Raw genomic sequence first — 13,302 nt, 5'->3', positions numbered from 1 at the left:
TTCTTACTTTCCTTGGTGGTTCTAATCAAGGCGATAAGTACCTTCAAGCTTGCTACTTCCGTCCTTTGATGGTTACTATAAAGCCGATAAGTTCCCTCAAGCATCCTCTTCTTGCCCCTTAATGGTTCTAAACAATCTATGCCTACATCCTTTTTTAATGCTGTTTCATCTGAACAGGAGCATACGCATTTACCATTTGCTGCATGTCCCCTTCCGGAAGCTGCGGCACCTGGTAATAGTGGTGCTTATTCTGATAAATGGAAATCTCATAGGCCATCTCTATACAGTTTGGAATTGTGTCTGCCAATACACGCCTGACTGTCGGATTGGTTACCTCTGTAGTCGCCATTCCTTTAAGGGAAGCATTTGATTTCACCATATTCAGCATTAAACTTGTAATTACCTGATCCGTAATTTCACCCGGCATCCCGATTGGCTTCACTGGGGGAGTTTGTTTCAGGCCGTAAAAAAAGTCATTGCCCTGTTTCATGTTATAGACTTGTGTCGAAACAGAAGGCTTAACTCCCGTCTGAAAGCATTCTACAATCGTGTTATATTCCGTCATCATAAATTGCTCCTGCCTGTTCATCAAATCAAGCAATTCCGGTTCTTTAACATGCGGTTTTAAAAGGGCATAAAGATTTAAAGCATTCACCGCTCCCGACAATATTTCTGATACATCAAACATTTCATGTCCGCCATGATTATGCTGCGGCGTTACCATCCCTGTCTGCATATTTTCGTTTGGATCTCCATTTATTTGCTGAGTCATATTTCATCCTCCTTTTTTTTACCTTTCTATTCTCTATCAGGAAACAGATTCTATTCACTTATTCCATGATCCCAGCCTGGATCAGCCTTACATCTGCACGCACGTCAAATTGGACGTTTTGCCCAATTTTTTTCCAGTCTTTGTATCCCTCCTGGCGAAACTGTTCTTTAATACCAAGAGGATCGACATCGAGCTCCTGAAGTTTTTTCAGCAGTGAAAGCACTTCCTCCTCGAGCATTTTTTCTGTTTTCTTTTCAAGTTTTTTTATGTTTGGCTGTTTTGTTAAATCAAGCCCTCCGGCTTCCATTACCCGCCCATCTATTTTGACTGATACAGACATCGTGAATCCAGTCAGCTCTTTTCGCGGATGAAACTTAGCTTTTGAGGAGAGATTTTGAATGCTGACCGGGTTTTTTTTTTTCGAATCCACTTCGATAATACCTTTATTCGCTTTTTCATAAAGGACTTTCATCATGTAGCTTTCTTGAAGATCCAGTGTGCCTGCGAGCTTATCATCTTTTAAAAGGGCTACTCCAATTACTTCGACTGCCTGATTTTTATTTTTTATTAACGGAAGGAACGGATCGAAGCCATCTCCCCTGTATTGAAAAAGGAAATGATGCAGGTTCATGCTTGGAATGGTACGGTCCATGTTTTGAGATACAATGTCTGTCACATATTGAGACACAGATTCTTCCTGCTGAATATCGGAAGAAAGAATTTCAAAGGCTTTCCCTTCAGAAACACAAAGGCTGATGTCTCTCCCGATATTCGGATCCCGCTGGAGGTTATCAACGATTGGACCAATTCCGTATTTCGCTATTTCCTGATCAAAAATAATGATTCCCACCCGGCCCACTTCAACCGGCCTTGGAGACTGAGCCTGGATTTTCTGCCTGATGCTCTTGCTCGTTTTTCCTACAGCTGTGAGCACAACATTTTCTGGTTTAGACTGAATTCCAGGCGGTGTATAGGTTGCACCGTCTGTTACCTGGAATTCATCTTCTCCTATATAATCGTATCCAACCGCCTGAATAAGCTGTACATCCTCGAGCACTTTTGAAGCAGGCACGCAGCCTCCGGTAATCACTATGAGAAAAACAAGTCCTGCCGCTTTTAATGCATTCAAATTTGCTTCCTCACTTTCATGATGATCAACTGCAGAATAAAAAGGAGCGGTATGTATCCATATATCGTGTAAAATCCAATCTGTGACATCTTGTTATTCAGCCAGTCGATCTGGCCTCTGTCCTTCAGGAAATAGGAGGCAGCAAACACTGCCGCGCAAATGAAAAACAGGGCCGTTCTTTGTTTGATGAAAGGCAGTACACGGTTCATTCCTCTGCTCGCACTCCAGAGTCCAATGCAGATATTTGGAAGAACAATAAAGAACCAAACGGAAATTCCAATATATTCAAAACGTTCAATGACGGTCAAATCGACAATTTTCCATAGAGTCAATGTAGCCCAAATCGTTGTTTTAAGCTGATCTTGATCAAAATAAGCGAAAGATACCAGGGCTGTGATTAGATAAATTAATATACTGAACAGGACACCAAAATGGGCCCATTTCTGAGACTTTGGAGGATCTTTTAAGAAGGGGTAAAACATAAATAGGACCTCAAAACCAAGGAAATTCAGTGTCATCGTTTTCGTGGCGCTCAGGAGTTCCTTAAACGATAAATCAATGACAGGCAGCAGGCTCCCCCAGTATGATTCCCGAATCGGGAAATATTTCACAAAAAGCAAAGGCAATCCATAAATTACTCCGAGAAAGGCAATGCCTGTTACAATACGGAAGCCTCCTGTTACGTACGAATAGGCAATCAATACAATAATTCCGGCAAACACCCAGTGGTAAACATCCGGAAACACCCAGACTTGAATAACCTCCACATATGTCCGGATCAGCACAATGACAAACATCGTATAATAGGCAACAAAATAGAGGCTGAACAGTCCTCCAATCCATTTACCGAAGAGGTCATGATGGATGGCGGTCAGATCATTTCTCCCCCTGTTCAGAATCTGATAGGAAATCCAGATGAGTGCGAGAATTGTGACACCCGACAAGATAATTGCAAGCCAGGAGCTGTGACCCGCTGACTTTGCAATGTACCGTTCAAAGCCTAATATCCCAACCCCTACTTGCATGGCATGAATTAAATAAAACACAAAATAGTTTGAGACTTTTTTATCCTCTTTCGGCAGCGGAAACATCACAGCACCTCCTTATTCTTCAATGTCAGGCTTTTTTTGCTTATGTTTTTTCGTTTCAAACCGCACAGGTGAAGCTGTTCTCATCTGCATCGGCCTTGTAGTCTGCATATAAATCGGCAGCCTGAAGAGGGAATCTTTCAAATCCTTCATTCTCAGAGGATAAACGGGTGCCAAGTACGGTCTGCCGAGAGAAGAAAGCTTCAGCAGGTGGCCAAGGAAATAGGCAAAGCAAAAAGCGATCCCCATCAGGCCAAACAGCTGAGCAGAAAAGATGAATGGAAACCTGATCAAACGGATGACGTTGCCCATTTGATATACGGGAGTGGTAAAGGAGGCAAGCGCTGCAAGGGCTACAATAATAAGCAGCACATTGCTCGTCAGGCCTGCCTGAACAGCTGCTGTACCAATAACAATCCCGCCTACGATACCGATGGTCTGGCCGATTTTCGTCGGCAGTCTTGCTCCCGCTTCCCTCAGCAGCTCAATGGTCAGTTCCAGAATAATCGCTTCCCAAATGGGTGGAAACGGCACACCGCTTCTTGAAGCAACAAGAGGATTCAGCAGATTCTGTGGAATCATTTCATAGTGATACGTCAGTACGCCTACATACATAGCTGTTGAAATAACCGAGAAAAAAACGGCAAACAGACGCACTAGCCTGAAGACTGAAGCAATCGGATAAGATAAGAAATAATCCTCGAATGCCGAGAAAAATTCTATCAGCGTTGTCGGGCCTGTCAGCGCATGCGGTGATCCGTCAACAAGTATCGTAATTTTCCCCTCTGTAAGAACACCAGCCACCCGATCCGGCCTTTCCGTATCGATCATTTGCGGAAAAACAGAATGATGGTTATCTGCAATAATCTGGGCAATTACTGAACTGTCCAGGACATTATCGTAGTCGATATCACTGATTCTCTGGATGATAGTCTGAACATTTGTATCATCTGCAATATCTTTTATGTAAAGAACAGCCACTCTCGTTTTTGAAAGTCTTCCTACTTTGATTTCTTCAGCAATTAATTCGGGGATCGGAAGCCGTTTTCGTATGAGATTCAAATTGGCATCAAGCGATTCTACAAACGCTTCTTTCGGACCGACAACACTGTATTCCACTTCAGGCAGACTGACTGCCCTTTTCTCAAGTGTAATGGCAGGGATTAAAAGAATTTCATTCATGTTCGATGTACACTGAATGCCGATATTTCCAGCCAACAGCTTGCCTTGTGCATCTTCGGCATCTTTAATAATCTCTGAATCATCAATTGGAACCGTTTTTTGCAAATCAAACAATGTTGCGCCTTTTTCCCCTTCGATAATATGTGGAAGAACGTGATCATGCAGCACTTTTCCATCAACAAGCGTCTTATAGTAATGAATATAATAAGGACATTCCTCTGAATAGCGGTACGAGGTGAAATCTGAAGAAAGCTTGCACTTTTTCAGCAGGCCTTCCATGCTGCTGTCCTGCTTTTGGTCATCAGACGATCTTTGCGGCGGTTTCTTTTTGAAAAAAGTGAACATGTGCTGGCCTCCTCCCGCTTTTTTAGGAAACATAAAAAAAACAAGACATTCTTAAGGTGCCTTGTTTCAGGAAAAATATGATAGTTAATCCTTCATAAGAAGTTTGACGGTGAGGGAAGAATTCATATAACGGATGTCAGGGAAATCATACCCTGTGTCCGGTGTATTAGTGAAGATCGTTCGAACAGAAATTTCATCCCCTTTTTCAAGCTCAAGCTGTACAACTTTGCCTACCGTTGTCTGCAGCAGATCACCTGATTTAACCGAAAATTTAGCTTCATTGATAAGAGTATTATTTCTGAAGATCCCAAAATCCGCTTCTCCATTTAAAGTCATGACATCGGTTAAGAAAATGATTTCATAAACGCCGTCTTTTTTGATTCTAATCGTATCATCTGAAATACTGGATCTCGTTTTATATTCCGGTCCCTCAGAGGTGAAATTCAGTTTTACCCCCGGAACAGCAAAACCGCCAATATCAGCATTGTACAGTGAACCGAAAGCAATAGGCGGCTTTACTTTCTTCACGACTTTTTTGATAATCGGACGCATTTTTGCTGTTTGTTCTTTTTTTTCTGCGACTGCTTCAATCGTACCTGCAACGGTTTCCGCTACTTCTTCAACTGTATCCCATACTGTTTCCGCCACTTCTTCAAGTACATCCTCAATTGTTTCCGCCACTTTTTCAAGCGTATCCTCAACTGCTTCATTTGCAGCTTCCACTACGCTCTCCAATCCGAATTCTGCAGCCTCTTCGTTTTCATTCAAAAAAACAACCCTTACTCTGTCCCTCAATTTCCGATTTGATTTTTTAGACACCTGTATCACTCCCTTATCATAACCTATGCAGGCTGAGGCAGGAGTGACTGTGTGTTTATCCCAAGCGGCCATAGACAGTAAACTGTCACTGCAAAAAAAAACCACCCGCTTAGCAGATGGTTTCCTGTACATGAATCATGTTCCCTAGAAATGATTGCTTTATTTCCCGCCAAAACTCATATGCTCATAGCGGCCGCGAATCATTTCGTAAATGCCGTAAAGCATCAGGCCTGCAGCGGCAAGGCCCAGCAACCACCCGCCGTAAGGTTTAGAGGCAAGCTCAGCCAAAGCGCCGTCAATTCCTTTAGATTGCTCCGGGTTTGCTGTAATGGCCGTTTGAATAAAGAAATAGCCAATCATAGCAAGCACGATTCCCCTTGCAATTAAGCCTGATTTCCCTGATTTTCTGGCAACCTTGCGTTCATGCTCATTCATTTCGCTTACTCTGAACTTATTCATGAAACGCTCGGTATAGCCGTTATAGAGTTCATACAGTCCATATCCGATAATGATGGCGCCTATCAGGCCAATCATCCACTGGCCAAAGGGCTGCTGGAGCAGCTTTGCAGAGATTGTTTTTTCAGATCCGCCCCCGCCTGAGCTTGCGTGCATAGCAATCGTTATTGCTTTATAAGCTATAGCTCCATAGATGACTGCACTGACGGCATAGCCTGTTCTCACCAGGATGCCTTTTGTCTTCTTTCCTTTTCTTTCAGGATCAAGAAAAGCTTTTATGAGTTCCCATAAGACATAACCAATAAGTCCGATGCCGATCACCCACAGCAAAATCTCACCGAATGGCTTTCCTGCGACGGTTTCAAACATACCGCTCGTTCCGGTCATCTTTCCTCCCAGTCCAAGAGCAGCAAGCAGCGCAAGAACGCCAATCAGAAAATAGACAAGTCCTTTTGCCATATAGCCAAACCGTCCGAACCGCCTGATCCAGGGCTTTGTTTCTTCACCTGCATCATTCGCCTTTGCCTTGGCTTCCACCTTTGCAGAATACTCCATATCTATCTCTCCCTCACTTTAGTCGTTGTTATCTGACTATACATTTCCCATTGGCAAGCGAAAAGAAACCTTCTGGAAAAAAATACATATCAACGAAACAAAAGTGGTCTCTTCATCTGTACAAAATGACTTGATTCCGCGTATACTGATAGAAATAAATACAGGAGTGTGAATGAAATGGGTTTATCAAAAGCAAAAAAACAGCGCCTCAAAATGATCCGCGAAGGAAACCGGAATCCCGAAAGCAGCAGAAGTCCATTTGCCCTTCAGGATTTGAGCACGAAACGGACGAAAACGAAAAAAGAACAGCTTTATAGAGAAAAACATAAGAACCATTCCCGGGACGGCGGAAAAGATGGTTCTTTTTATTTTGCCTCATAGCGTCCTCTTACATAGTAATTTGTTATCGCTAAGTACTCTCTTGAAAAAGATTTCAAAACGGCGACACCCGGAGTCTTTGCCGGCAGTCCCTCCACATCTAGGCCAAGCTGCTCTGCTGCAAGCAATGAGCGGTAAATATGAAAGTCATTTGTGGCAATCAGTCCCTGTTTGGCGTTTCCAGGCAGTACTTTTTTTGAAAGAGACAGGTTCTCAATTGTGCTCGTTGAAGCAGATTCTTTTATAATTCTTTTTTCATCAATACCATGCCCGCGCAAGATCCTGCTGATCGCCTCAGCTTCCGTGATCTCTTCCCCCGGTCCTTGACCGCCCGATGCGACGGCAATTGTCTCCGGATTTCTCTTCATATACTCAGCTGCTGCATCCGCCCGGTACTGCAGAGCGAGAGAAGGCACCGTGCCATTTACTTTAGCACCTAGGATAATGATGTAATCCGCTCCATCTTCCGGCTGCCCGGAGGCTGCTGTATGAATGCTGTAATGGAGAAATGCCGTGTAGATTAATCCTGAAAGAAGCAAGCCGATCAAACTGTACTTGATTAATTTTTTCATTATAATCATCCGTTTCTCATGTGTCATCTACCTTAACTATACATGATAAATTTTGGAAAAAGGTAAAGGAATTCTAAAAAAAACGCAAAAAAACATCCATAATGAAATGGATGCTTCTCAAACCTATTGACTGACTTCAGAATGTTCTTCTTTTTTCTCTTTCGACAAGAACCATCCCGCTGCTGCAATTCCGACGAGTACAACATAGAATGTGATTTTCCACTCCAGGGATTTTGCAAATCCTTCAGGCAGCACAGCGAGTTCAGGATGCGACAGGGTGTAGATGGAAAGCTTTACTCCAACCCATCCGACAATTCCGAATGCTGCAATTTCAAGGCCAGGACGTTTATGAAGCAAGTCGACAAAGAAGTTTGCCGCAAACCTCATAATGACAAGGCCAATAATTCCCCCTGCAAAGATGACGAGGAACTTTCCGCCATCAAGACCTCCGATTGGAGGCAGGTTCGTATTTGGAAGCGTGACGGCGAGTGCCACAGCAGCCAAAATAGAATCTACCGCAAATGCAATATCCGCAAGCTCGATCTTCAGTACAGTCGCCCAGAATCCTGATTTTTTCTTATTTGGATCTTCTTCTTTCTCCTGCTTTTTAAAAACAAGTTTTCTTAAGATATGATTTGCAGCAATAAACAGCAAGTAAAGAGCCCCAATTGCCTGAACCTGCCAGACGTCCACCAGGAAGGAGATTGCAAACAAGGATCCGAACCTGAAAACAAAGGCACCTGCGAGTCCATAGAATAGAGCCTTTTTCCGCTGTTCTTCCGGCAGGTGTTTGACCATAATGGCAAGCACAAGCGCGTTATCTGCAGCAAGCAGTCCTTCAATCGCAATCAAAAGCAGCAATACCCATCCGTATTCCATCAGCAATGTTAATTCCATCTGTTAGTCCCCCTTTACTACTGTGATAAAGTCTTGATCTTTGCTGATGACACCTTCATCAAAAACCAGCCTGGTATTAAAGAAGTATGACCTCTCCTCGTTTGACTCCGTAAGGTTTAAAGGAAGCCGGAACACGAAATCAATCCGGTTCTGTTCATCAGCCTGTATTTGCTTTGATGTTAAAATATTGGCCGTTTCAAGAACACCCTCACTTCCTGCAGACAGATCTGCCGCAACCAAATCACAGTCAATCCGCTTAAGCTGCTGCTCAATCACACCGCCTTTTATTAAAAAGTATCCTTTCACGCACTCACCGGGACTGAACTCTTCCTTGTTGAGGATTAAATCAATTTGAGCAGAACCAATACCTAGAATAGACATATATTTTCTTAGAATCATCTTCATTCCTCCTATTTCATTCCTATTTTTTTCGTGTGCTTGTCATCAATGCGCTGCTCTATTAGTTCAAGCTTGTTTTTATCTTTCAGCAGCTCCTCTTTGTTTTCACGGGTTAATTTTTCAATGGACCATCGAATCTTTTTCATTCGCTCTCACACCTCATTCAGGAAATTTCGAATAAAAAAACCTTTGCCTGCATTCGGCAAAGGTTTTTTGTTCTGAAAACAATAAAGACCTTTACCGGTAATAGGTAAAGGTCTTGCTAACAACGTCATGGTTGCCAATAGGGCCGGAAGCATCTCTGCTTCGAAGTGACGACTCTATTGTAAAAGCTACTCCCCTTTAGGAGGTTCATTTATTCGATTTGTATACTGCTATTTTATAAGAAAGCGGCTATGATGTCAACAACTAATCTAAATTTTTTAATAATTAGGCGGTTGTCCGTTAAAGGCATTTCCGCAAAAAAGAAAACATAGATTGATATAAAAAGGAGGGAAAACATGTTAATCAAATTAAGTGTTGCGGGCGCATCAGGTGCGTTTATCTGCCTTGCTGTCCATCTGATTGGAACGTTAAAAAAAGGGATGGTTACGCTGGATGAAACCAACAAGACGCTTGCAGAAGTCAGAAACGCAGTAAACGGACTGTCAGAAGAAGCCGAGCAGCTGATTCATACAGCCAACCAGCTAACATCAGATGTCAAAGGCAAAATCCGCAATGTCGATCCGCTCCTTGAATCTGCCCATGACGTAGGTGAAATGCTCCACAACGTCACATCCTCCATCAAGCAGGTAGGAGCTGTTTTCGGAGCCAAACGACAGCAGCGGACAGAGATTTCGGTCAATGAACCCCCTGTGCGGATTAAAGGACCTCTCAATATAAATGTAAAATAAGTTCACCGCCTCACAATGAAACTGTAAATATGACAAATAACACGTTTCACTTTAGGGAAATTATGGTATGATATCAGAGTCATTACTGCCATATTACCTATTAAAAGGAGGCGATCTGCCATGCAAAAATACCGAAGAAGAAATACACCGGCCTTTACATTCCTTGCTTACTTTACATTCTTTGCAGGAGTCGCGCTGTTTTGTATCGGACTGTACAATGCCGACAACCTTCAGCTGAATGAAAAAGGCTACTACATCGCTGTCATGATGCTCGTTGCCGTTGGAGCGATTCTAACGCAGAAAGTTACACGCGACAATGCCGAAGACGATGAATTGATTGCTGAGCAGGAGCGCAAGCAGAGTCTGGGGAAATCGATGGATTCATAAGAACAAAAGCGGAAGCGCCTTGCTCAGATCCGACAGGCAGAAAAGAATCAGAGGGAAAAGTCCGAACTTGACTTTTCCCTCTGATTTGTTCTGACGGAGGATTTAGGCGCTGCAGCTGGACGGTGGCAACTTTGCAAAAACCGGACTAGGGTTATAGTTAGTCCGGTTTTTTTATGTTAAAGTGCTAAAAATGAATCCCAACTTGCTGGCGTCATGCCGCTTAGTGCCGCCACTTTTACCAGAATCGGAGGCGCAGTTGTGGCGCCATTTTTCCAGATTTTCTATTAAAACCTGATTTATTGTATAAAGACGTTTTGTCCAAAGCTCTTTTATAAATGCATTAAAAAACGGCAGCACTGCGCTGCCGTTTCCCATCAAAAACTTGAGATCCCGCTCCATTCCTGAAAGCGGTACATGAATGTCAAAAAGAGGGAATCATCCGCAAATACCTTGTAATCCTCTGTGTATGTTCCTGACTGATTTGACCAGAGCTCATCGAAGTACGCTTCCATTTCAGCCATCATTCCAGTATTGGAAGGGCCGGTAATTTTCAGGTCTGTCTCAAGGTTAAAATCTCCAAGATTGCGTTTTGTAAAGTTGGCTGATCCGCCAATGACCGTATCCTCTTCCTCACCCTCAAAAAACATCAGCTTCGTATGATACTGTTCACCGTTTGTTTTATACCACCGCACCTGAATGTTTCCGTTTGATTTTGATACCAGCTCATGTGCAGCAGGCCTGTTTGGAACACCGTTCTTCTCCCGGCCAAAGGCGTCTTTGTTTGCATCAAGTATCAGTCTCACCTCTGCTCCTCTTTCTGAGGCTGCCAGTAGCTCCTTAATGATATCGCGGTCAGATAAATAAAACGCCCCTACTTTAATCTTCTCGCCTGTTCCAGTCTGCTTCATTTCATTTACTAAATGCTTCTTAATTTTACCTTCCGTCAGCAGCTGAACATCATAATTGCCCGACTCCGGCTGCTCAAACACAACTGTGCTTTCATTCATTTTCACATCCGCTCCAGACAGGGAAGCCACTGATTTTTCCGTTTGTACCAGTTCCCTTAAAATCCCTCCCTTTACGACAAAGGCGATATTCGAGTGAAGCGCGCTTCCGTCGTGAGGATTGGCGGACGTGACAATTCCTTCTTTTTCCGTTACAACGACCTTCCTGTGGTTTGCCTTAAAGTTTAATAAGTCCAAATAAGATCTGAGTGTTACATCAGGAGAATCGGGACTGAAGGCATTCGGAATCCAGCCGCTTCCTCCGGTTCCAAACCACTGCAAAAACGCCCTGTGGCCCCCGGAGAAAAAGGGATTCGAGTCTCTGAGGGGCAATAAATTCGTAAAGACAACTTCAATGCCGTTTTCTTTCAGCTCTTCTGCGATCTGAGAGGGGTATGATCCATAAAAGGTATTAATGCGGTCGGTGATCACCGTTATCCTTACTTCTTTATCCTTCTGTTTCTTTTCTATTAAAGCGTCTTTAAGGCTTCGGGACAGGGCTGGATAGCTTGCAGAGCGATCGTATTCATCGTTAAACAAGAACATATCCATCATGATAAAGTCATCTGCCTCATCAATCATTTTGCCGACTTGGTCAAAGATCACCTGATCATGCTTGATGTTCTCCCCTTTTTCATAGGTCAGGTCGTACAAAAAATCCACCTCGCCGGCATAAATCTCCCCTTCATGGGAAATGCCTTCCGGAAGCGGCTTTGTGTGGTGGTAAACTGCCGCGCCTGATGACAGCAAAAAAAGAAACACCACGGCCAAAAGAATCATTGTTCTTTTTCTTTTTACAATCTGGGTCTTTTCATTGATAACTGGTCGACTCATCAAAAGGGCACTCCTTTGCCTATACTGGCTGCAGTATCTGTTTTTCTTTAAACAGGGACCATTTTCCTTCCTGTCAGATAAGATATTCTGAAAGGACGCGTTCAGCCCAGGCCGCAAAATTCTTTCCTGCTCCGAGATCAAACTTGAATACCATCTGCTCAGCACTGCCTGAGGAAATGCATCTTACATTGGTTATTCCGTTCATATTCTCCATGATGACTGTTAAAGATGCATTTCCGCTTGTGCGGAAGTAATAACGTTCAAATACAAGGACACACATTTGCTTTCCTTCTCCAATATCATGATATTCCTGGTGTTTGACATCATCTTTGTCAATTTCTTTTAAAAGGATAGATGCACTTTCATATGGGGGAATCGAGGTGCGGAATTCTTTCATTCTCCCGGCTCCTTTCTTTCGTGCCGTCTCATTGATAATACGTTTGAAGATTGAAAAAGTTTCAGGCCGTTCATAATTCTGCATCCTGCAGTCTCCATCAGCCCCTCATTTAGACAGGCATATCCTTTGAAGCTTCACAGTCATAATAAAAAACCGGCCTATGGCACGGCCGGCATGATACACGTTATTTAGCACCTGCAATTTCAGATGGCTCTGATTCCTGTCCGAAAGCATCAACTGCCGTTATATAATAGGCATACTTCTCTGCCTCGTTATCAGTAAAGCTCTTTCTTTCGTGCACGGATATGCTGCCTACCTGCTTGAAGCCTCCGTCTTTATCTCCTCTGTAAATCCGGTATCCGACAACCGTCTCTTTGCGCACTGCATGCCAGGTTACGAAGGTTCCTGTTACTTTAACATTCTCAGGAGCTTGCGGCGGCTCTTCTTTTTCAATTTCTTTTTCCGTCTTCAGCTCTGCGAACACAACAAGTCTTTCCTCGTGAGTTCCTTCTTCACGGTTAAACGTTCCGCTGCAGGTAATCAGATTCAAATACTGTCCTTCTGAGGTCTGAAAGATGTCTTCAATAGGAGCGGAAGTCCTCCCGTAGCTCTCTTGTTTTTTCACTGTAAAGGTTAAAGCTGTTCCGTCCTGGTCCTTTACTATTATTTCGTCTCCCTGCTTCAGTTTTTTTAAATCGAAAAAGATGGCCGGTCCGGTTTTGCTGTCCACATGCCCAGCAAGAACGGCACTGCCTTTGCCTCCGGGCTTTACCCCCGGCTCAAACCATCCGACGTTATTGATCTCTTCCGGCACGCCCATTTGCCCGTTTTCAAGTATCCCGACCTGCTCAATGTTTGCCTTCACTCCGATGGCCGGAATTTCAATAGTTGACGGTGTAATGCCCTTCATCTGTGCTGCTTCTCTTTTTTGTGCTTCAACCAGCTTTTTCACTTCTGCTTTCAGTAAGGTGAATTCTGCCTTTTCTGACTCAGAGGATGCTGAATCAGCGGCAGGTTTTTCTTTCTGCTCATTTTTTTGTGAGGGATTTGATGGAGTGGAAGATGCACTTGGAAAAAGGCCGTAACTGTAGCCTGCGAGGATAAAGCAGATGATGCTGCTGCTGATAAGGAAGATAATTTTTTTCATGATTTCATACACCTCTTTTAGGAACTCTGTCGTAAATATGGAGAAAGA

At 43.4% G+C, this 13,302-nt stretch carries 17 protein-coding genes; 3 read left to right on the top strand and 14 right to left on the bottom strand.

Translation table 11 applies throughout. The features are described from left to right. Nucleotides 1–154: 154 nt before the first annotated feature. From AZ46_RS01000 to AZ46_RS00975, 6 genes are all read right to left on the bottom strand, one after another. The gene (locus AZ46_RS01000) at nucleotides 155–772 is read right to left on the bottom strand and encodes a spore coat protein (protein ID WP_029282355.1); all 618 of its coding nucleotides are present in this window, start codon (nucleotides 770–772) and stop codon (nucleotides 155–157) included. Nucleotides 773–830: 58 nt separating this feature from the next. Beyond that, nucleotides 831–1,901 (bottom strand): Ger(x)C family spore germination protein, encoded by a 1,071-nt coding sequence (locus AZ46_RS00995; protein WP_029282357.1) that lies wholly within the window; start codon nucleotides 1,899–1,901, stop codon nucleotides 831–833. Beyond that, nucleotides 1,898–2,992, bottom strand: coding sequence for a GerAB/ArcD/ProY family transporter (locus tag AZ46_RS00990; protein ID WP_029282359.1), 1,095 nt, complete (start codon nucleotides 2,990–2,992; stop codon nucleotides 1,898–1,900). Before AZ46_RS00990 ends, AZ46_RS00995 begins: the two co-directional genes overlap by 4 nt. 12 nt (nucleotides 2,993–3,004) lie before the next feature. After that, nucleotides 3,005–4,516 carry a spore germination protein gene (locus AZ46_RS00985; RefSeq protein WP_029282361.1) on the bottom strand — a complete coding sequence of 504 codons (1,512 nt, stop codon included), beginning with the start codon at nucleotides 4,514–4,516 and terminating at the stop codon, nucleotides 3,005–3,007. Nucleotides 4,517–4,600: 84 nt separating this feature from the next. Further along, entirely contained in the window at nucleotides 4,601–5,335 is a 735-nt protein-coding gene (locus AZ46_RS00980) for a ring-infected erythrocyte surface antigen domain-containing protein (RefSeq protein ID WP_029282363.1), read from the bottom strand. Between the two features lie 159 nt (nucleotides 5,336–5,494). Further along, nucleotides 5,495–6,346, bottom strand: a complete 852-nt coding sequence (locus AZ46_RS00975) for a DUF1206 domain-containing protein (RefSeq protein WP_029282365.1) — start codon at nucleotides 6,344–6,346, stop codon at nucleotides 5,495–5,497. A gap of 177 nt (nucleotides 6,347–6,523) precedes the next feature. Here AZ46_RS00975 and AZ46_RS00970 point away from each other — a divergent pair, with 177 nt between their 5' ends. Beyond that, a complete protein-coding gene (locus AZ46_RS00970) occupies nucleotides 6,524–6,727 on the top strand; it encodes a hypothetical protein (protein ID WP_029282367.1) in 204 nt (67 codons plus the stop codon). Here AZ46_RS00970 and AZ46_RS00965 read toward each other — a convergent pair. The 4 genes from AZ46_RS00965 to AZ46_RS21670 all read right to left on the bottom strand — a co-directional run bounded on the left by AZ46_RS00965 (nucleotide 6,712) and on the right by AZ46_RS21670 (nucleotide 8,738). Beyond that, a complete protein-coding gene (locus AZ46_RS00965) occupies nucleotides 6,712–7,296 on the bottom strand; it encodes a YdcF family protein (RefSeq protein WP_407656349.1) in 585 nt (194 codons plus the stop codon). The two genes, AZ46_RS00970 and AZ46_RS00965, sit on opposite strands and share 16 nt — an antisense overlap. Before the next feature lie 123 nt (nucleotides 7,297–7,419). Then, nucleotides 7,420–8,193 carry a TerC family protein gene (locus AZ46_RS00960; protein WP_029282371.1) on the bottom strand — a complete coding sequence of 258 codons (774 nt, stop codon included), beginning with the start codon at nucleotides 8,191–8,193 and terminating at the stop codon, nucleotides 7,420–7,422. A gap of 3 nt (nucleotides 8,194–8,196) precedes the next feature. Further along, complete coding sequence (locus tag AZ46_RS00955) at nucleotides 8,197–8,592, bottom strand: sporulation protein (protein WP_029282373.1); 396 nt, start codon at nucleotides 8,590–8,592, stop codon at nucleotides 8,197–8,199. A gap of 11 nt (nucleotides 8,593–8,603) precedes the next feature. Then, entirely contained in the window at nucleotides 8,604–8,738 is a 135-nt protein-coding gene (locus AZ46_RS21670; protein WP_087946291.1) for an FbpB family small basic protein, read from the bottom strand. Nucleotides 8,739–9,092: 354 nt separating this feature from the next. Here AZ46_RS21670 and AZ46_RS00950 point away from each other — a divergent pair, with 354 nt between their 5' ends. Together AZ46_RS00950 and AZ46_RS00945 are read left to right on the top strand one after the other, a co-directional pair. Beyond that, on the top strand, nucleotides 9,093–9,485 hold the full coding sequence (locus AZ46_RS00950; RefSeq protein WP_051826979.1) for a DUF948 domain-containing protein: 393 nt from the start codon (nucleotides 9,093–9,095) through the stop codon (nucleotides 9,483–9,485). A 120-nt stretch (nucleotides 9,486–9,605) separates the two neighbouring features. Then, nucleotides 9,606–9,872, top strand: a complete 267-nt coding sequence (locus AZ46_RS00945) for a YiaA/YiaB family inner membrane protein (protein ID WP_029282377.1) — start codon at nucleotides 9,606–9,608, stop codon at nucleotides 9,870–9,872. 171 nt (nucleotides 9,873–10,043) lie between these two features. Here the strand turns inward: AZ46_RS00945 and AZ46_RS00940 are convergent, their stop codons facing one another. From AZ46_RS00940 to AZ46_RS00925, 4 genes are all read right to left on the bottom strand, one after another. After that, nucleotides 10,044–10,247, bottom strand: coding sequence for a hypothetical protein (locus AZ46_RS00940; RefSeq protein WP_029282379.1), 204 nt, complete (start codon nucleotides 10,245–10,247; stop codon nucleotides 10,044–10,046). After that, nucleotides 10,247–11,710, bottom strand: coding sequence for a phospholipase D family protein (locus tag AZ46_RS00935; RefSeq protein ID WP_051865058.1), 1,464 nt, complete (start codon nucleotides 11,708–11,710; stop codon nucleotides 10,247–10,249). Before AZ46_RS00935 ends, AZ46_RS00940 begins: the two co-directional genes overlap by 1 nt. A gap of 73 nt (nucleotides 11,711–11,783) precedes the next feature. Further along, complete coding sequence (locus tag AZ46_RS00930) at nucleotides 11,784–12,107, bottom strand: DUF6054 family protein (protein WP_029282383.1); 324 nt, start codon at nucleotides 12,105–12,107, stop codon at nucleotides 11,784–11,786. A gap of 184 nt (nucleotides 12,108–12,291) precedes the next feature. Further along, complete coding sequence (locus AZ46_RS00925) at nucleotides 12,292–13,254, bottom strand: class F sortase (protein ID WP_029282385.1); 963 nt, start codon at nucleotides 13,252–13,254, stop codon at nucleotides 12,292–12,294. Between the last annotated feature and the right edge of the window lie 48 nt (nucleotides 13,255–13,302).

The organism is Metabacillus indicus LMG 22858 (assembly GCF_000708755.2).
Lineage (GTDB): Bacteria > Bacillota > Bacilli > Bacillales > Bacillaceae > Bacillus_P > Bacillus_P indicus.
Note: the sequence above shows the minus strand (reverse complement) of the source record. Positions and strands in the feature narration are given on the sequence as shown.

Coding starts and splice junctions, on each gene's coding strand:
- AZ46_RS00970 (WP_029282367.1), top strand. CDS start 6,524: ATGGGTTTATCAAAAGCAAAAAAACAGCGCCTCAAAATGATCCGCGAA.
- AZ46_RS00940 (WP_029282379.1), bottom strand. CDS start 10,247: ATGGGAAACGGCAGCGCAGTGCTGCCGTTTTTTAATGCATTTATAAAA.
- AZ46_RS00975 (WP_029282365.1), bottom strand. CDS start 6,346: ATGGAGTATTCTGCAAAGGTGGAAGCCAAGGCAAAGGCGAATGATGCA.
- AZ46_RS01000 (WP_029282355.1), bottom strand. CDS start 772: ATGACTCAGCAAATAAATGGAGATCCAAACGAAAATATGCAGACAGGG.
- AZ46_RS00990 (WP_029282359.1), bottom strand. CDS start 2,992: ATGTTTCCGCTGCCGAAAGAGGATAAAAAAGTCTCAAACTATTTTGTG.
- AZ46_RS00955 (WP_029282373.1), bottom strand. CDS start 8,592: ATGATTCTAAGAAAATATATGTCTATTCTAGGTATTGGTTCTGCTCAA.
- AZ46_RS00945 (WP_029282377.1), top strand. CDS start 9,606: ATGCAAAAATACCGAAGAAGAAATACACCGGCCTTTACATTCCTTGCT.
- AZ46_RS00985 (WP_029282361.1), bottom strand. CDS start 4,516: ATGTTCACTTTTTTCAAAAAGAAACCGCCGCAAAGATCGTCTGATGAC.
- AZ46_RS00950 (WP_051826979.1), top strand. CDS start 9,093: ATGTTAATCAAATTAAGTGTTGCGGGCGCATCAGGTGCGTTTATCTGC.
- AZ46_RS00960 (WP_029282371.1), bottom strand. CDS start 8,193: ATGGAATTAACATTGCTGATGGAATACGGATGGGTATTGCTGCTTTTG.
- AZ46_RS21670 (WP_087946291.1), bottom strand. CDS start 8,738: ATGAAAAAGATTCGATGGTCCATTGAAAAATTAACCCGTGAAAACAAA.
- AZ46_RS00935 (WP_051865058.1), bottom strand. CDS start 11,710: ATGAGTCGACCAGTTATCAATGAAAAGACCCAGATTGTAAAAAGAAAA.
- AZ46_RS00930 (WP_029282383.1), bottom strand. CDS start 12,107: ATGAAAGAATTCCGCACCTCGATTCCCCCATATGAAAGTGCATCTATC.
- AZ46_RS00925 (WP_029282385.1), bottom strand. CDS start 13,254: ATGAAAAAAATTATCTTCCTTATCAGCAGCAGCATCATCTGCTTTATC.
- AZ46_RS00965 (WP_407656349.1), bottom strand. CDS start 7,296: ATGAAAAAATTAATCAAGTACAGTTTGATCGGCTTGCTTCTTTCAGGA.